This is a genomic window from Kribbella solani (assembly GCF_014205295.1).
Taxonomy (GTDB): domain Bacteria; phylum Actinomycetota; class Actinomycetes; order Propionibacteriales; family Kribbellaceae; genus Kribbella; species Kribbella solani.
The window spans coordinates 3,365,350-3,382,202 of the sequence record NZ_JACHNF010000001.1 but is presented as its reverse complement, the minus strand read 5'-3'; the positions used below and the strand labels follow the sequence as shown (position 1 = coordinate 3,382,202).

15 protein-coding genes and 2 tRNA genes are annotated in these 16,853 nt (G+C 67.4%); 12 read left to right on the top strand and 5 right to left on the bottom strand.

The annotated features are described in order from the left end of the window. Positions 1 to 32 precede the first annotated feature (32 nt). The 6 genes from HDA44_RS15165 to HDA44_RS15140 all read left to right on the top strand — a co-directional run bounded on the left by HDA44_RS15165 (position 33) and on the right by HDA44_RS15140 (position 3,957). Positions 33 to 788 carry a class F sortase gene (locus HDA44_RS15165; protein WP_337906016.1) on the top strand — a complete coding sequence of 252 codons (756 nt, stop codon included), beginning with the start codon at positions 33 to 35 and terminating at the stop codon, positions 786 to 788. A gap of 11 nt (positions 789 to 799) precedes the next feature. After that, entirely contained in the window at positions 800 to 1,261 is a 462-nt protein-coding gene (locus HDA44_RS15160; RefSeq protein WP_319039314.1) for a hypothetical protein, read from the top strand. A gap of 24 nt (positions 1,262 to 1,285) precedes the next feature. Next, positions 1,286 to 1,720, top strand: a complete 435-nt coding sequence (locus HDA44_RS15155) for an SRPBCC domain-containing protein (protein ID WP_184834876.1) — start codon at positions 1,286 to 1,288, stop codon at positions 1,718 to 1,720. Positions 1,721 to 1,762: 42 nt separating this feature from the next. After that, the gene (locus HDA44_RS15150) at positions 1,763 to 2,203 is read left to right on the top strand and encodes a nitroreductase family deazaflavin-dependent oxidoreductase (RefSeq protein WP_184834874.1); all 441 of its coding nucleotides are present in this window, start codon (positions 1,763 to 1,765) and stop codon (positions 2,201 to 2,203) included. A gap of 195 nt (positions 2,204 to 2,398) precedes the next feature. Continuing rightward, positions 2,399 to 3,121 (top strand): CDP-alcohol phosphatidyltransferase family protein, encoded by a 723-nt coding sequence (locus HDA44_RS15145; RefSeq protein ID WP_184834872.1) that lies wholly within the window; start codon positions 2,399 to 2,401, stop codon positions 3,119 to 3,121. Further along, positions 3,121 to 3,957, top strand: a complete 837-nt coding sequence (locus HDA44_RS15140; protein WP_184834870.1) for a hypothetical protein — start codon at positions 3,121 to 3,123, stop codon at positions 3,955 to 3,957. Before HDA44_RS15145 ends, HDA44_RS15140 begins: the two co-directional genes overlap by 1 nt. Here HDA44_RS15140 and HDA44_RS15135 read toward each other — a convergent pair. The 4 genes from HDA44_RS15135 to HDA44_RS15120 all read right to left on the bottom strand — a co-directional run bounded on the left by HDA44_RS15135 (position 3,954) and on the right by HDA44_RS15120 (position 10,319). Further along, a complete protein-coding gene (locus HDA44_RS15135; protein WP_184834868.1) occupies positions 3,954 to 5,105 on the bottom strand; it encodes an AAA family ATPase in 1,152 nt (383 codons plus the stop codon). The two genes, HDA44_RS15140 and HDA44_RS15135, sit on opposite strands and share 4 nt — an antisense overlap. Positions 5,106 to 5,185: 80 nt before the next feature. Further along, positions 5,186 to 7,060, bottom strand: a complete 1,875-nt coding sequence (locus HDA44_RS15130; RefSeq protein WP_184834866.1) for an ABC transporter ATP-binding protein — start codon at positions 7,058 to 7,060, stop codon at positions 5,186 to 5,188. Beyond that, positions 7,057 to 8,721, bottom strand: coding sequence for an ABC transporter ATP-binding protein (locus HDA44_RS15125; protein ID WP_238353054.1), 1,665 nt, complete (start codon positions 8,719 to 8,721; stop codon positions 7,057 to 7,059). Before HDA44_RS15125 ends, HDA44_RS15130 begins: the two co-directional genes overlap by 4 nt. Before the next feature lie 320 nt (positions 8,722 to 9,041). Then, positions 9,042 to 10,319 carry an MFS transporter gene (locus HDA44_RS15120; protein WP_184834862.1) on the bottom strand — a complete coding sequence of 426 codons (1,278 nt, stop codon included), beginning with the start codon at positions 10,317 to 10,319 and terminating at the stop codon, positions 9,042 to 9,044. 264 nt (positions 10,320 to 10,583) lie between these two features. Here HDA44_RS15120 and HDA44_RS15115 point away from each other — a divergent pair, with 264 nt between their 5' ends. The 5 genes from HDA44_RS15115 (at position 10,584) to HDA44_RS15095 (ending at position 16,451) form a co-directional block, all read left to right on the top strand. Beyond that, positions 10,584 to 12,335, top strand: coding sequence for a hypothetical protein (locus HDA44_RS15115; protein ID WP_184834860.1), 1,752 nt, complete (start codon positions 10,584 to 10,586; stop codon positions 12,333 to 12,335). Between the two features lie 231 nt (positions 12,336 to 12,566). Beyond that, positions 12,567 to 13,742, top strand: a complete 1,176-nt coding sequence (locus HDA44_RS15110) for a globin domain-containing protein (RefSeq protein ID WP_184834858.1) — start codon at positions 12,567 to 12,569, stop codon at positions 13,740 to 13,742. Beyond that, positions 13,739 to 14,389, top strand: coding sequence for a DivIVA domain-containing protein (locus HDA44_RS15105; RefSeq protein ID WP_184834856.1), 651 nt, complete (start codon positions 13,739 to 13,741; stop codon positions 14,387 to 14,389). Before HDA44_RS15110 ends, HDA44_RS15105 begins: the two co-directional genes overlap by 4 nt. A 27-nt stretch (positions 14,390 to 14,416) precedes the next feature. Further along, complete coding sequence (locus tag HDA44_RS15100) at positions 14,417 to 15,943, top strand: nitric oxide synthase oxygenase (RefSeq protein ID WP_238352456.1); 1,527 nt, start codon at positions 14,417 to 14,419, stop codon at positions 15,941 to 15,943. 124 nt (positions 15,944 to 16,067) lie between these two features. Beyond that, on the top strand, positions 16,068 to 16,451 hold the full coding sequence (locus HDA44_RS15095) for a VOC family protein (protein ID WP_184834854.1): 384 nt from the start codon (positions 16,068 to 16,070) through the stop codon (positions 16,449 to 16,451). A gap of 86 nt (positions 16,452 to 16,537) precedes the next feature. Here the strand turns inward: HDA44_RS15095 and HDA44_RS15090 are convergent. Further along, positions 16,538 to 16,611: transfer RNA gene (locus HDA44_RS15090), tRNA-Gly, on the bottom strand. A 109-nt stretch (positions 16,612 to 16,720) separates the two neighbouring features. On the opposite strand from HDA44_RS15090, the gene HDA44_RS15085 reads away from it, so the two are divergent. After that, positions 16,721 to 16,793 (top strand) — tRNA-Pro (locus tag HDA44_RS15085). Positions 16,794 to 16,853 lie beyond the last annotated feature (60 nt).

Below are 16,853 nucleotides of genomic sequence, written 5' to 3'. Positions count from 1 at the left end.
GCTGTAGATGAGGTGGAAGTGAGGTGGTCCCGGTGAAGCTCGGCAGGCGGCGTAGTCGTGGCGCTCCGTCGCGCTGGGGCGGCGCGGTCGCGGCGGCCGGACTGTGCGTACTTGCCACCGGCGCCTACCTGCAGTTCACCGACGCGGGCGCCGAGCCCTCACCGGCAACAACCGCACCATCCGCAACCGCACCGTCCACAGCAGCCCCGCCGACACCAGCCCAGTCGACAACCGCATCGTCCACGACTGCACGGTCCGCCACCCCACGGCCCTCGTCCTCCGCACCACCTGCAGCAGCCACCTCACGCCCCGGCCAGTCGACCACGTCGGCAACTCACGGCCGAGTGACCGCCGGAGCCCGCCCGACCGAGGTGAAGATCCCCACGCTCGGTGTAGACGCCCCGGTCCTCGCCATCGAGCCAGTGCACGCCGTACTGACCCCACCGAGCGATCCGTCGACAGTCGGCTGGTGGTCCGGTGGTGCAGCCCCAGGAGCCACTCGCGGATCAACAGTTATTACCGGCCATGCGGTCCACACCGGCGGCGGTGCGTTCGACTCCCTCGGCAAGCTGGTGCGCGGCGCGGTAGTACAGGTCGCCACCGGTACAGGGCAGTTGCAGTACAAGGTCGCGACCGTCACGACGTACCGGAAGGCCACGCTGGCGCGGCGGGCGGCGCAGGTGTTCGACCAGTCGGTGGCCGGGCGGCTGGTGCTGGTGACCTGTGAGGACTGGAACGGACAGGTGTACCTCAGCAACGTGGTCGTGATCGCCCTGCCGATGGCGTAGCCTGCTCCGTCGTGACGATCGACGGACTGGGTGACACCTTCGGTGCCGGTGCGGATCGCGCGGCCCCGGACGTGTCGTTCGAGGAACTGGTCGCGATGATGCCGGAGACGTTGCGGGAGGTGTTCCCGCCGTACCGCTGGCAGCTGGCGAAGCTGTGGGAGCTCGACCTGAAGGTGGAGCCGGTGGAGATCGCGGACCTGGTCTGGATGTTCGACCTGCCGCTCTGGCAGCTCGACGGCGACCGGTTCAAGGTGACACCGCATCAGGTCGCGGAGACCCCGATGAACTTCCGGGCGCACTACCAGCGGGTGATGGACGCGGACCTCGACTTCCCGATCAACCTGGTCGCGTATCGCGGCCGGCTGGTCGTACTGGACGGCATGCACCGCCTGCTGAAGGCGCACTTCCTCCGCCGGCGCTGGATCGAGGGGACGATCGCGACCGCTACCCAGCTGCAGTCCTGCGAGGTCTGACCGCGGGTACGGCAGGATGGCGGCATGGAAAGTGTTGAACGTGAGGTGTACGTCGATACCAGGCCGGAGCTGGTGTGGGCGGCGGTGACGCAGCCGGAGGTTCTCGCCAGGTGGTATGCGTTCGGTGGTGCTGACATCGACCTGCGCCCGGGCGGCCGGATGGCACTGCGGTGGGACGAGCACGGCGAGTTCCTGGGTTTTGTCGAGCGGGTGGAGCCGGGGCGCCGGTTCGCCTACCGGTACGCGGTCGAGCCGGGCGTGGAGCCTGCTCCGGGGAACTCGAACCTGGTGGAGTTCACCCTGACCCCGGAAGCGGACAGAACTCGTCTGCTGGTGGTCGAGTCGGGGTTCGAGCGCCTCGACGTCACGCCGGAGCAGCAGGCCGGGCAGGCTGCCCAGGCGGCTACCGCCTGGGACAACTCGCTGGCGCTGCTGACCGCGCTGGCACCTGCGCTCTGAGACGAATACCGATGGTGATGCGTCACCATTACTATGGCCGGTATGACATCGAACAACGACGAGTACGTGCCGAGCCCGACCGGCTGGGTTCGCGACCAGGTGGAGAAGGTCACCGCGGCCGGGACCACCGACGTGGTGGGCATCCAGGGGATGAAGGTCGTGCTGATCACGATGCGCGGCGCGAAGTCCGGCAAGATCCGTAAGGTGCCGGTGATGCGGGTCGAGCAGGACGGCGTGTACGCCGCGTTCGCGTCCCTCGGCGGCGCGCCGCAGAACCCGGTCTGGTACCACAACCTGAAAGCCGACCCGAAGGTGACGCTGCAGGACGGCGACGTCACCGGTGAGTACATCGCCCGCGAGATCGATGGCGCGGAGTACGACGAGTGGTGGGTTCGCGGCGTCGACGCGTACCCGCCGTACGCGGACTACAAGACGAAGACCACCCGGAAGATCCCGATCTTCCTGCTCGACGCGGTCAAGTAGGCAACGGGCGGCCACCCCGGCCGGGGTGGCCGGACGCCCCCTAAGTCCGCGCAAAGATCTCGGGCGAGTCGACGGTCGGTGACGGGGCAGCAGCCGGGCTTGTGAGACGCTGGCGGCGGCGGGGTTGACCTCTACCCGGCCCGGCGCTGCTGCGTCGCCTGAGTTCCGGGAGTTGTCCTGACCACACACGACGCGGTGCGGGAACCGTTCGTCGGGTCGACGCGGTTGCGTCTGGCCGGACTTGCACTGCACGCCTATACCGCGAGCGGAACGGTGCTCGCGCTGCTGATCGTGATCGCCGCCATCGACGGCGACGCGGTCCGTGCCCTCTGGCTGGGGCTGGCCGCCCTGGTGATCGACGGTACCGACGGGATGCTGGCGCGCCGGCTACGGGTAAAGGAAACGATCCCGTGGTTCGACGGCGCGATGCTGGACAACATCGTCGACTACCTGACGTACGCGTTCGCGCCGATCGTACTGCTGTGGACCGGTGGGTACCTGCCGTCGGGTGCCTGGGGTGCGGTGCTGGGCGCGCTGCCCCTGCTGGCGTCGAGCTACCAGTTCTGCCGGGTCGACGCGAAGACGGAGGACCACTTCTTCCTCGGGTTCCCCAGCTACTGGAACGTGGTCGCGTTCTACGTGGTGGTGCTCGGTCTCACTCCGACGGCAACCGGCGTACTCCTGGTGCTGTTCTCGGTGCTGGTGTTCGTCCCGGTGAAGTACGTGTACCCGTCGCGGACCAAGGCGTTCCGGTCACTGAACCTGCTGACTACTGCGATCTGGCTGGCCTCGTACGCCGTACTGCTGGCGCAGATGCCCCACCCGAACCCGATTGTCGTCGCGGTCTCACTGTCGTACCTGGTGTACTACGGCGCACTCAGCTTGTATCTCACGTGGCGCCGTAGGGTCGTCGCGTAGTGCTGCTCGGTCTGGGCGCGGCGCTCGGTGCCGCGGCGCTGTTCGGTGTGGCCGCGATCCTGCAGGCTGTCGGTTCGCGGAAGGTACCGACCGAGTCGGAGCTGGATCCGCGACGGCTCGGTGGGTTCATAGTCGCGCTGCTCAAGCAGCCGGCGTTCCTCGCGGCACTGGTACTGAACCTGGCCGGTTTCGGACTGCACTTCGTCGCACTGCGCCTGCTCCCGCTGTACCTGGCTCAAGCGGGCATCGCGGTCAGTCTGGTTGTCACTGCATTGCTGGCCACCCGGTTGATGTCGGACCAACTCAGTGCGCTGGAGTGGTCCGCGGTGATAGCGGTGTGTATCGGCCTCGGCCTGCTCGCCGTGTCGGCCGGAGACGCCGGTGCGAGCGCGCAGCATCACGGACTGACGATTGGCGTCATTGTCGGGCTGGTCGTCATCGCTGTACTCGGTGCGCTCGCCAGCAGATCGCAGCATGGCGTCTCGACCGCACTGCTCGGGCTACTGGCCGGTCTCGGGTACGCCGGGGTGGCCATCTCGGCGCGCTTGCTCCGCGACGGTTCGTTGAGCGAGCTGCTGCACAGCCCGACGTCGTACACGCTGCCGATCAGCGGGGCGCTCGCGTTCATCCTGTACTCGTTGGCGTTGCAGCGCGGCTCGGTGACGCTGGCGACCACGCCGATGATCGCGCTGCAGACCATCACTCCGGCCGCGGTCGGTGTGTTCGTACTGGATGACGCCGTACGCAACGGCTGGTGGCCTGCCGCGATTCTCGGCTTCCTGCTCTCCGCTGCCGGCTCTGTGATCCTGGTGCGCTTCGAGAGCGTGAAGGCCTAGCGCGACGGCCACTTCCACGGCGGCTCGTCCAGCGGTCGCTGGCCGTCGATGGTGGTTGCACCGGCGTCCTTGATCAGCTCGAGTGTCTGCAGCTCGGGGGACAGGGCCTCGAGCGATGCGATGAACGGTCGCGAGTGCGTCACCACGATGACCTGCGCCTCTTTGGCCGCGGTCACCACCAGATTGGCCAGTGCAGGCAGTAGGTCGGGGTGGAGGCTGGTCTCAGGCTCGTTGAGTACGAGTAGGTCCGGTGGTCGCGGTGTAAGTAGCGCCGCGACCCACAGCAGGTACCGGAGGGTGCCGTCGGACAGCTCGGCTCCGGACAGCGGCCGCAACAGACCGCTCTGGTGAAACGCCACCTCGAAACGACCCGCGCTGTTGACGACCTCCACGCGACTGCCAGGAAACCCCAGCTCAACCGCGTCTTCGACAGTGCCGCGTGGGCTGAGCTCCTTGATCGTCTGCAGCGCAGCGGCCAGGTCGGAGCCATCCGGAGCCAGCACGGCGGTCCGCGTACCGATCTGGACTCGCCGGGCCGGCGCCTCCGTGTCAGTACGGAAGTGGTCGTAGAACCGCCAGCCGCGCATCCTGTCCCGTACGACCAGCAGCTCCGGCGCGCGCTCCGGATCGGCGAACTCACTCAGCATGCTGTCGAACGTCTGCAGCTGATGACCCGAGCGCTGCCACTCGCCACTGCCGGACCGGATGCGTACGTCGCGGTTGTTGCGCTCGACCAGCAGTGCGGCCGGGCGCAGGAACGGCCCGGCCCACAGCGCCTCCCGCTTGATCTCCGGATCGAGGTCGAACTCCGAGCCGTGCGGTATCGGCAGCCCTAGATCCATCAGATAGCCGTAGTCGTCACCGGCGAAGCCCATCCGCAAGGTCACCGGACCGGTCCGCCGCGTGCCTTGAGCCGGACGGTCCTTCCGGACATGTTCGGGCCCGGCCCACAGCGTCGACTGCAGACCGCCCTCCCGCGCCAGTGCGGCGACCGCGCCGTTCCTGGAGGCGTCCGACAACAGCCGGAGTGCACGGTACAGGCTGGACTTGCCGGACCCGTTGGCTCCGGTCACCACGTTCAGCCCGTGCAATGGCATGACGATTCGGCGCAGTGACCGGTAGTTGTCCACTGCCAGTGTCGTCAGCATGTCCTCAACCTAGGGCAGTGCTCCGACAATGCAGTGCGGGCGCGTGGATGACTCCACGCGCCCGCACCGGATGGAGCGGTTCAGGCCAGGGACTCTTCCCAGGCCTGGTGCAGGCCGGCGTAGTGACCGTCGACGGTGATGAGGTGGTCGGGTGAACCGTCCTCGATGATCTGCCCGTACTCGAGGACCAGGACGCGGTCGGCGGTCTCGACGGTGGACAACCGGTGCGCGATCACGATCGCGGTCCGGTCCGCCAGGATCGTCTTCAGCGCCCGCTGGATCAGCCGTTCGCTGGGGATGTCCAGGCTGGACGTCGCCTCGTCCAGGATCAGCACCGACGGGTTGGCCAGGAACGCCCGCGCGAACGCGACCAGCTGGCGCTGACCGGCCGACAACCGCGAGCCGCGCTTCTCGACCGCGGTGTCGTACCCGTGCGGCAGTGCACTGATGAAGTCGTGCGCGCCGATCACCTTGGCGGCTTCGACGACCTCCTCCATCGTGGCATCCGGCTTGCCGAACCGGATGTTGTCGGCGACCGATCCGGTGAACAGGAAGTTCTCCTGCGTCACCATCACCACCCGCTCGCGCAGGTCGTCCTCAGCCAGGTCACGGAGGTCCGCGCCGTCCAGCAGTACCTGCCCGCTGGTCGGGTCGTAGAACCGGGACACCAGCTTGGCAATCGTGGTCTTGCCGGCGCCTGTCGTACCGACCAGGGCCAGGGTCTGACCAGCCGGCACATCCAGGTCCAGACCGGGCAGTACGGGTACGCCGTCCACGTACTCGAACCGGACCTTCCGCAGCTCCAGGTGACCCCGGGGCTTGGCCGGCTGCACCGGCTTGATCGGCTCCGGTACGTCCGGGGTCTCGTTCAGTACGCCGGACAGCTTCTCCAGGGCCGCCGACGCGGACAGGAACGTGTTGTAGAACTGCGAGATGTCCTGCAGCGGCTCGAAGAACTGCCGCAGGTAGAGCAGGAAGGCGGTCAGTACGCCGACGGTGACGTGCCCGTGGTACGCCTGGTAGCCGCCGTACGCCAGGATCGCGACGATGGTGATGTTGCCGACGCCCTTGATCGACGGCATGAAGATCGCGTTCAGCTGGAACGACTTCAGGTTCGCCTTCCGGTAGCGGTCGTTGACGCCGTGGAAGATCTCCTCGTTGCGCGGCTCCCGCCGGAACGCCTGGACCGCGCGGATGCCGGTCATCGACTCGACGAAGTGCACGATGACGAGTACGACCGCCTCGCGGGTCTGCCGGTACACGACAGCGGACCGCTTCCGGAACCAGGCAGTCAGGATGAGCAGCGCCGGGAACGACAGCAGGGCGATCAGCCCGAGCTTGACGTCCAGGGTGAGCAGCAGGATCGCCGTACCGACCAGGGTCAGGACGGCGGTGACCAGACCGTCGAAACCGTTCGCCAGCATCTCGTCGATCACCTGCACGTCCGAGGTGAGCCGGGAGATCACCCGGCCGGACGTGAACTTGTCGTGGAACGCCGGGCTGAGCCGCTGGAAGTGGTCGAACACCCTCCGCCGCAGCCCGAGCAGAATGGTCTGCCCGAGCCGGCCGGACCGCATCAGGAACAGCTGCCGCGCCCACGCCTGCAGCAACGCCGACGCGAACACCGCGATCACGATCGTGATCAGCTCCCGCGACCCCTCACCGGCCAGGATCGGCGGGATGCCGTTGTCGATCCCCAGGTGCACCAGGTACGGCACTGCCAGCCGGGCGCCGTTCTCGACGACCACGATCACGATCAGCAGCCAGATCAGCTTCTGGTACGGCCGGAGCAACTCACCGAGCAGCTTCCGCGAGTCCTCCTTCAGCCGGATGCTGGTCGCCCGGGAGATCTCCCGGTCGGGGTCCTCCTCGAACATCCCCCGCCAGGTCTGCTCCTGTTCCTCCGGCTGATCCTTGGCGTCGTCAGGAGGAGGTGTTTGCTGAGTCGTTGTCATGCGGGCACCTCCTCTTCCTCTGCTGCTAGCAAGTGGCGGTAGGCCGGTACTGTCGCGAGCAGCTCCTGGTGGGTTCCTACGTGGGTGATCGTGCCGTGCTGCAGTAGCGCGACCTGGTCGGCCAGCATCACTGTGGAAGCTCGGTGCGCGACCACGATGCCGGTGGTGTCGGACAGCACGTTCCGGAGTGCTTCCTCGACCAGTGCTTCGGTGTGTACGTCCAGCGCGGACAGCGTGTCGTCCAGCACCAGTACGGCCGGTTTGGCGAGTACTGCCCGTGCCAGCGCGAGACGCTGACGCTGGCCACCCGACAGCGACATGCCCTGCTCACCGACGCGGGTCTCGAGCCCCCACGGCAGCTCGTTGGCGAACTGGGCCTGTGCGACCTCCAGTGCTTGCTGCACCTCGTCGTCGGTCGCATCCGGCCGGCCCAGCGTCAGGTTCTCCCGGACGCTCATCGAGAACAGCGTCGGGTCGTCGAACGCGGAGGCGACCGCGGTACGCAGGGACACCAGGGTCAGGTCCCGGACGTCGTGGCCGTCGATGGTGATCCGGCCCGCCGTCACGTCGTACAGCCGGGGGACCAGCGCGGTCAGCGTGGTCTTACCGGAACCGGTGGCACCGACCAGGGCGAGGGTGGTACCCGGGGTCAGGTCCAGGTTGATGTCGTGCAGTACCTCGGTGTCGTCGTCGGAGAACCGGAAGCCGACGTGCTCGAAGCGCAGGTGGCCGCGGGAGCCGGTGAGCTCCTCCGGACCCGACTTGATCACCGAGTGGGTGTCCAGGATCTCGCTGATCCGGTCCGCCGCGGTCATCGCCTCCTGGGCCATCGCCAGGATCGCGCCGAGCGAGGTGACCGGCCAGACCAGGGACAGCATCAGCGTGATGAACGCGACCAGGGTGCCGAGCGTGATCGCCTCCCGGCCGACCGCGAGCGCGCCGAGCAGCAGCACGATCACCAGGGTCAGGTTCGGGATGACGCCGAGGAAGCTCCAGAACCGGGACGCGAGCCGGACCTTCTCGACCTCGGTGTGGTACAGCGTGGTCGCCTCGTCGTCGAACTGGCGCTGGACGTGCGGCCGGCGGCCGAACGCCTTGATCACCCGGAAGCCGAGCGCGGACTCCTCGATCCGGGTCGCCAGGTCACCCTGCTGGTCCTGCACCTTGCGGGAGATCCGCAGGTACTTCTTCTCGAACTTCAGCGACACCATCACGATCGGTACGGCGGCCACCAGGACGACCAGACCGAGCGGCCAGTACAGCTGGAGCAACAGGATCGTGACGACGATCAGCTGGAGGATGTTCATCACCAGGAACAGCAGACCGAAGCCCATGAACCGGCGGATGGTGGACAGGTCCGTGGTGACGCGGGAGAGCAGCTGACCGCTCTGCCACTTGGTGTGGAACTCCATCGGCAGGGACTGGAGCCGGACGTACAGGTCGTGCCGGAGGGTCGCCTCCAGGTCGCTGACGGTCCGGGACTGCGCCCAGCGGCGCATCCAGACCAGGATGACCTCGGAGATGCTCAGCCCGAGCGCCAGCAGCGCCAGCGGGACCAGCAGGCTCAGCTCACGACGGGTGACCGGCCCGTCGATGATGGCCCGGGTGACGAGCGGGATGGCGAGGCTGACACCGACGCCGAGCATCGCGGTGGAGAACATCACCGAGAGCCGGTAGCGGTGCGGTTTCAGATAGGGACGCAGTCGCCAGAGATTGCGGCTACGTTCGGGGGCACGGGTGGTAGGGGCAGCGATCGACGGCGCTTGGACAGTGTGCTCTGAGGGCATCTGGACGGGCGCACTTCCCATCTACTTCGGTTCAAGGGGTTTGGGCGACCTGAAAACGGCGCACTTTCCAGTATCACTCAGTAGGTAAGCGGTTGTCGTGCGAATTCCATTCCCTGCCGATGAATTACCGCCGTACGCAATAGCCGACCCGGAACCCAGGCGGGAGGCGGGTCCGGACCTATCGCGTTTCGCAATCAGTGCTCGGCCATCGATCGCCCTTCTCCGTCGGGAAACCGGGTTTCGCCGGGGGCGCGGGGCTCCTCGGGCGCGCGGGTCTCCTCGGGCAGCGCGTGCAGACCACGGACCGGGGAGCAGCCGGCGACGACCAGTCCGGCCAGCATTCCGGCGGTCGCGATCAGCAGCGTCGTCCGGATCTGCAGCGCACTGGCGAGTAAGCCGGAGGCAAGAGCGCCGACCGTCTGACCGCCGATCACCAGCGTGCGCCACGCGGACGTCACTTGGCCGAGCAGCTGCGCGGGCGCGAGCGCGAGCCGCAAAGTGCGCTGCGGTACGCCGAACAGCGACATGCCCAACCCAGCAAGCACCTGTCCGAGCAGGATCAGCGGAGTCTGGCCGGTGGCGAGGGCGGCGCCGTTCAGCGACGCCAGGAACACGCCGGACAGGTACGAGCGGCCGATGCCGACGCGCCGGCACCACGTACCGGCGAAGAGCGTGCCGACAACGGCGGCGACGCCGAAGGTGGTGATGGTCAGTCCGACGAACGCGGGTGGTTTGTGCAGTTCGCGGACCAGGAACAGAACGACGAGTGGACCCTGCATCGCACCCGCCATCGCCGCGATCATCGCCGACACGACCAGTGGGGTGAGTACTCGGTTGCTGAAGAGCACTTGAAGTCCGGCGGACAGCCGTACCTCGGACCGCTCCGGCGCGGGTGGGCGTTCCGGCTCCTTGAGGCGGTACGCCGCGATGGTGGAGACGAGGTACGACGCGGCATCCACGACGATCGCGAACGGCGCACTGAGTACCTGCACCAGAAAGCCGGCGACCGACGGTCCTGCCGTCGTCGCGAGGTTCGCGTTGAGCAGCGCGGCGCTGTTGGCGCGCATCAGGTCCACACGAGACACCAGAAACGGGATCAGCGTTTGGGACGCCGTGTCGGAGAGCAGGGCGAGCACACCGGTCAGTACGGCAACCACGTACAGCTGCCCCAGCTGCAACCAGCCCAGCGCGGCCGCCGCCGGTATAGAGCCCAGCAACAGCAACCGCCCGATGTCAGTCCAGATCAGCACGCGGCGCCTCGACCACCTGTCGACCCACACCCCAGCCTGCAGCCCTAACACCAGATGCGGTGCGATGGTCAGGGCAGACAGTGCCCCCATCTCCACAGCCGAGGCCTGCAGGTTCACTACAGCGACCAGTGGTAGTGCGACCGTGGTGATCGCACTGCCGGCGCCAGACACCAGTTGGCCGATCCACAGCTTGCGGAACTCGCCGCTCACGACCCAGGCCATGCAAGTGAACCTGTCACCTAACAGAACCGACCGGCTACACCTGTTCGCCCCCAGCAGACTCTGTTCACTCCGCGCGAAACACCTGAGGTCACTTCCGTTACTGGTGGTTACTGGCTAGGGTGCGTGCGACGGCTGGGGGGATCTCACGTGGTCGGTTTTCGGGTTCGAGTGGCTGCAGTGGTGTGCGCTGCCGTGCTGCTGCCGCTGTCTGGTTCTTCGGCGTTGGCGGCTGATCCGCCTCCGCACCTAGGAGAGGGCGTACTTGTGCCCGGCCGGAGTGCGGTCGATGTGGGGATGTCCGGTGCGCGGGTGGTGGTTTCGGACCCCGTGTACGAGACGACCAACAACGGGAGCACCTGGACTGCTGTTGGCGGGTCCAACAGTGGTAAGCCGCTGCAGGTCGAGGGCGGCGCCCTGCTGACGTTCGACGGGACCACGGCGAAGGTCGGTGGGCTCACCTTCCCCGCTGCGGATGAGGTGGTGCTCGGAAAGGGCGGCAAGCTCGTTTCGCACCGTACGCCTAGCGCCGCGACCGCGGAGGTGTACGACGTCGCGACCAAGACGAAGCTGGCCGACTACGCGCCGCCGTTCGCGCTTGCCGGCGACACGGTGTGGAAGGTGACCGAGCCGGGGCACCTGGACGGCAAGAGCCTCACAACTGGTGACGTGAAGACGGTGCTGGTTGCTAGTGCCTGCACTGTTGGTCCGGGTGCGGTGAACGGTCGCTGGGCCGTGCTGAGCGGTTGTAACCAGGTGGTGGACGTTGTTGGCCCGCAGCCGCCTCGCAACCTCTCTGTCGCGGCTGATGCTCAGCTGGGCAACGGGTTCACGGTGCAGTCGTCTGGCGCCGACCTGTTGGTCACTGACCTCAATGACCCGGCTCTGGGACAGCGGCGGTACGGACCGATCCGCACTACTGGGCCCAGCTTCCGTGCAGATGGTTCTGGCTTGGCCAAGATCGTGTACTCCGACGCTGCCGCCAAGCCACGTGTCATCACCCTGAACTGGTTGACCGCTGATCCGCAGGAGCACCCCGACACCGTGGCGCCCGTACTGACCAGTGCGACGGCAGGTGACCGCATCCGGGACAACAACAGCCTTTCGTTCGAGTGGGTGTACGACGACCCGCAGGACCCGAACTCACCTGCCACTGGTGTGGACAGCTACGACTTGCGCATTCAGCAGCGTCCGAACCGCACCTCGCCGTACAGCGCCTGGAATCAGGTACCAGGCTGGCAGGGGCTGAAGACGACCGGTGCAAGTCTGACGGCACCGATCGGTACGGACACCTGCTGGCAGGTACGTGCACGTGACTACGCCGGCAATGTGAGCGCGTGGAGCGCCTCGTACTGCAGTGAGGTGGACGGTACTGCGCCGTCGCTCCAGACCTGGCGGATCGGAGATCGGGTGCAGTTGGGCGGGTCCGCGACGGTCCGGTGGGCGTACAAGGACGACACCGGCATCGCGTCGTACGACGTGGTGTACAAGACCGCCGCATCGGGCGTGGCCTTCGGCAAGTGGATCTACCCGGCGAACTGGCAGGGTACGAACATCACTGGGATCACCTGGGTACCGCGGCTCGGCTGGGACGAGTGCTTCATGGTCCGCGCCCGCGACTACCTGGGCAACCTGTCCGCGTGGTCGGCGCCGCTGTGTTCAGTTGCACCGGATGACGACCGCGCCTTCACCGCCACCGGCACAGTCACCCGAGCCACCAGCACACTGGCGTTCCAGGGCACTACGTCCGTCCTCAAGGCGAACGGCGCATACCTGACAAAAGCAACCGCCGCCGGCCAGCGCATAGCCCTGGTAGCCATCCACGGCCCCGGCCAAGGCCGCGTCGACATCTACCACGCCAACATCAAGATCGGCACCGTCTCCCTGGCCGCGACGGTCAGTAGTCGGGCGGTCACGTACCTTCCCGCGACGGTGTTCCGCACCGGTCCGCTCAAGATCGTCTCCACCAGTACGGCGCCGGCAACCATTGACGGCATCGCCTTTCTGCGCGCCCCGTAAGACCGGCAAAGAATTTCGGAACCTGTCGGTCCGATCGCGGTTTGGTCACGGCCGGACCGGGGGAAGACAGACGGAGTACCAAGAAGACTCGGGGAGTGGACCGGGAGGGAACCCTTGTCAGTGCAGGATCCGTCGACCGGAAACGGCGGCGACCGACATTCCGTCATGCCCGCTGGAGGGCCGTGCTGTTCGTCCGAGGAGTCGCCGCGGCGAGCCGGATAGCGAACCCCGATGGACGCCTATGCCCTACAGAGCAGCTGGGATCGGGTGACGAAGCACGGAGAACAGGTAGCGCTGTACTTCTACTCCCACATCTTCGTGTCCAATCCCGAGGTGCGGTCGATGTTCCCGCTCTCGATGTCGAACCAGCGGGACAAGTTCGTCAGCGCACTCGGCCGGATCGTCAGCCACGCCGACGAGATCGAGAAGGACACGGCCTTCATCCAGCACCTCGGCCGTGACCACCGCAAGTACGCCGTCGTCGCCGAGCACTACAACGCGGTCGGCGCGTCGCTGTGCGCCACCCTGAAACACTTCCTCGGCCCCGAGTGGGACGAGGACCTCGCCGCCGAATGGACGGCGGCGTACCAGGTGATCGCGCGGATGATGGTCGAGGCCGCGGAGAACTCCTCGGAGTCCACGCCGGACTGGTGGGACGCCGACGTCGTCTCGGTCGAGCGGCGGACCATGGACCTCACGCTGCTGACCGTTCGGCCACGGCGCGCGCTCCACTTCCTGCCCGGCCAGTCACTGTCCATGGAGATCCCGCAACGCCCGCGGCTGTGGCGGTACTTCAGCCCGGCCAACGCACCGCGCGCGGACGGTTCGATCGACCTGCACGTACAGCAGATCGACGGTGGCCAGGTGAGTCCGAGCGTGGTGCGAAACCTCAAACAGGGTGACGAGGTCAAGCTGGGTGCTCCGGTCGGTGACCGGCTGACCCGGCAGCACAACGATCCACGGGACCTGCTGATGATCGCAGGTGGGACCGGCTTGGCCCCACTGCTCGCCGTACTCGAGCAGATCGACAATGAGTGGGCCCGATCGGGCAGGGCGCCGCACGTCCAGCTGCTGCACGGCGTACGGATGCCCTGGCACCTCTACGAGCGCCCGCGGTTGCGAGAGCTCGCCCAGACCAGGCCCTGGTTCGACTACACCGAGGTTGTGTCGGCAGACGCCTCCTACCCCGGGACACGCGGCAAGGTCGGCACAGTCGCGGCCCGGCAGGAGCTGCCCGGGCGGATGGCGATGGTGTGCGGCGGCCCGCAGATGGTCGCGCACACGTTGGAGCGGCTCTCCGCCGCCGGCATGCCCACCGAGCACATCAAGTACGAGCACTTCTACTACGCGGCCGCGGACGACCACACGGCCCACCCAGCCTTCACCAGGTCAGGAGAAATCAAGTGACCAACACCCGCCGCCGCCACGGCATCCCGCAGTACCAGACACCCGACCAGATCCGGGGCGAGCAGTTCCGGCGCCGTCTGCGTGGTCTCGACCCGACCGAGGTGTTCGCGTACCTCGACCTACTGGCCGATCAGGTGGAGGACACGGCGCAGGACCTCAGTACGAGCCGTGCGGAGAACGAGCGCCTCCAGGGTGAGCTGCGGCGGACGGGGGCGGAGCTACAGCGGGTGCAGGGGGAACTGCAGCGGGTGCAGGCGGAGCTGGACGAGTACGAGCAGGCCGGCGACCGGGTGAACGAGCAGATCGTCCAGCTGTTCAGCGAGGCGCAACTGGTGGCGGAGGAGATGGTCCAGGATGTCAGCCGGGACGCCCGTGAGCGGATCGGCCAGGCGCGCGCACACGAGCGCCGGATCGTCGAGGAAGCGATGGACACCGCGGGGCAGCAGGTCCGGTCCTACGCGCAGTCGGCCCAGCTGCGGATGCAGTCGATCGTGGACTCGTTCGGCAGCGAGATCGAGCAGCTCGGCGGCGAGACCGCGCCCGGCGAACCCGGACGGCATCAGAAGGACGCGTGGTTCGACGACATGAGCGACTGGCAGGTCCGGCTACGGAACGAGCGCCGTCCGGACGCTCCAGGGCGGGCGTGAGCGATCCGGACGGTCCGGAGCGACACCATGTCGTACATCCAGGGGCGCTGCCCTGCCCACCCGAATCTCACGCCGTCGAGATCCCGTCGATCGGCCTCCCGGCGCCTGCCGGCCGTACCGCTGGGGGTGTTCGGCCTGATCCTCGCCGGTGCCGCGATCGGCCTGCTCGGATTCGGCCGGTACGTGCCCGGCGGCGTACCGCCTGCCGTGCCGATCGCGCTTGGCCTCGCGATGCTCTTGCTGGCCGTGGGAATCTGCGCGCGCCACCTGGCAGCGGGCCGTACCGGCGAGCAGCTGTTCCAGCTCAGCAGGCGGCGCGGTTCGAGCCGGTGGAACCTCCGTTCGGTGGTACGGCGTCCACCTCGGATCATGGCGGCTCCGCGTCGTTCGGAGCCTCGGCCCGACCCGGAGCGGGTGGCCGCGCGCGTGGACACCGGGATGCTTCGGGCCGCGGCGAAGGAGTTCCTGGAGCTCTTCCACAGCGAGAACCCAACCGCTGGGCCGCTGGGGCCGCGGCTCGCCGCGGTGTTGCATGAGATCGACACCACCGGGACGTACTGGCACACCCCGGAGGAACTGGAGTTCGGCGCGCAAGTGGCTTGGCGCAACAACAAGCGGTGCATCGGCAGGCTGTACTGGCGCAGTCTGCAGGTGCGCGATCTGCGCGGGGTGTCAGACGCCGGCGGCGTTGCGGCGCACTGCTTCGAGCATCTGACCGCGGCGTACAACGGCGGGAAGATCCGGCCGATGATCACGGTGTTCGCCCCGGAGACCCCGTCGCGGCCGGGTCCGCGGATCTGGAACGAGCAGTTGATCCGGTACGCCGGGTACGACCAGCCGAGCGGGCGTCCGCTCGGAGATCCGCGGTACCGCGAGTTCACCGACTACCTGATCAAGCGGGGCTGGCGGCCGCCCGAGCGCCGCGGGGCCTTCGACGTACTGCCGCTGGTGGTGGAGACCGTCGAGGAGGGGCCGCGGCTGTTCCAGTTGCCCCACCAGGTGGTGCACGAGGTCGAGCTGCGGCACCCCGAGCTTCCGTGGTTCGCGGACCTGGACCTACGGTGGCACGCGGTGCCGGTGATCAGTAACAGCCGGCTGGTGATCGGCGGGATCTCGTACCCCGCGGCGCCGTTCAACGGGTGGTACATGGGTACCGAGATCGGCGCGCGCAACCTGGCCGACACCGATCGGTACGACCTCGTCCCCGAGGTCGCGGAACGGCTGGGCCTGGACACGTCACACGACACCAGCCTCTGGCGCGACCGGGCGCTGGTGGAGCTCAATCGCGCGGTCCTGCACTCCTTCGGCCTGAGCGGTGTCACGGTGACCGATCACCACACCGAGTCCCGCAGATTCCTCCTGCATCTGGAAAAGGAGGAACGCGCCGGCCGCACTTGTCCCGCGGACTGGAGCTGGATCGTCCCCCCGATGTCCGGCTCCCAGACGCCCGTCTTCCACCGCTACTACGACACCGAAACCAGAACCCCCGCCTTCACCACCGACCCCGACTCCACGACGAGAGCCCTCCAGGGCGACCCCCCGGCCTTCTCCTGAGGCACCCCAACAGCCGGGTACTCGAGCGCGATCGAGTACCCGGCTGTTGGTTGCTGGCGCGGGTGAGGGTTCGGTGCTGGTGGAAGTGTTGGTGGGTGGGGGTGATGTGGCGGAGGATGCGGGGATGGTTTCTGTTGTGCTGAATGTGGCGATCGACTGTGCGGACGCGTATGGGCTGGCGCGGTTCTGGAGCGAGGTGACCGGGCGGCCGGTGGATCCGGATTGCGAGCCGGGTGACCACGAGACGCAGGTACTGATGGCCGAAGGCCCGATGCTGTACTTCAATCAGGTGCCGGAGCCGAAGACGATCAAGAACCGCGTACACCTGTGCCTGCGGCCGGAGACGTACCGCGACCTGGAGACGGAGCGCCTGCTCGGCCTCGGTGCCACCCTGGTCGCCGACCACCGCTACCCCGACGGCACCGGCTGGGTCGTACTCGCCGACCCGGAGGGCAACGAGTTCTGCGTGCTCCGGGGCACCGCCGAACGGGCCGCGACTCCGTCCTGATTCAAGTGACCTGCATCACGTCGAACGCCATTCGAGTACGCGAAAGGCCCCTCTCCGCGGCAGTCGCGATGAGGGGCCTTCGAGCGTGGAGCGGGTGACGAGAATCGAACTCGCGTAGCCAGTTTGGAAGACTGGGGCTCTACCATTGAGCTACACCCGCGGTGCCCGGACATGATTCCACAGGAAGCGGGTCGGACCCAAAACGAGGGGTAACCGGCCCCCGGTGGCGTGAGCACTGGTTCGGGTCGACTAGACTTCCACGGTCACTGCGGGGCGTAGCGTAGTGGCTAGCGCGCCTGCTTTGGGAGCAGGAGACCGCAGGTTCGAGTCCTGTCGCCCCGACAACCCCGTGCAGTACCGGCTGTGGCGTCGGCTGTCCGGCGTCGCACCATGTCACCGAAT

Bases quoted from the DNA above. Each gene is read 5' to 3' on its own strand.
- HDA44_RS15155 (WP_184834876.1), top strand. From the start codon at position 1,286: ATGGAAAGTGTTGAACGTGAGGTGTACGTCGATACCAGGCCGGAGCTG.
- HDA44_RS15150 (WP_184834874.1), top strand. From the start codon at position 1,763: ATGACATCGAACAACGACGAGTACGTGCCGAGCCCGACCGGCTGGGTT.
- HDA44_RS15135 (WP_184834868.1), bottom strand. From the start codon at position 5,105: ATGCTGACGACACTGGCAGTGGACAACTACCGGTCACTGCGCCGAATC.
- HDA44_RS15130 (WP_184834866.1), bottom strand. From the start codon at position 7,060: ATGACAACGACTCAGCAAACACCTCCTCCTGACGACGCCAAGGATCAG.
- HDA44_RS15125 (WP_238353054.1), bottom strand. From the start codon at position 8,721: ATGTTCTCCACCGCGATGCTCGGCGTCGGTGTCAGCCTCGCCATCCCG.
- HDA44_RS15120 (WP_184834862.1), bottom strand. From the start codon at position 10,319: ATGGCCTGGGTCGTGAGCGGCGAGTTCCGCAAGCTGTGGATCGGCCAA.
- HDA44_RS15110 (WP_184834858.1), top strand. From the start codon at position 12,567: ATGGACGCCTATGCCCTACAGAGCAGCTGGGATCGGGTGACGAAGCAC.
- HDA44_RS15100 (WP_238352456.1), top strand. From the start codon at position 14,417: ATGTCGTACATCCAGGGGCGCTGCCCTGCCCACCCGAATCTCACGCCG.
- HDA44_RS15095 (WP_184834854.1), top strand. From the start codon at position 16,068: ATGGTTTCTGTTGTGCTGAATGTGGCGATCGACTGTGCGGACGCGTAT.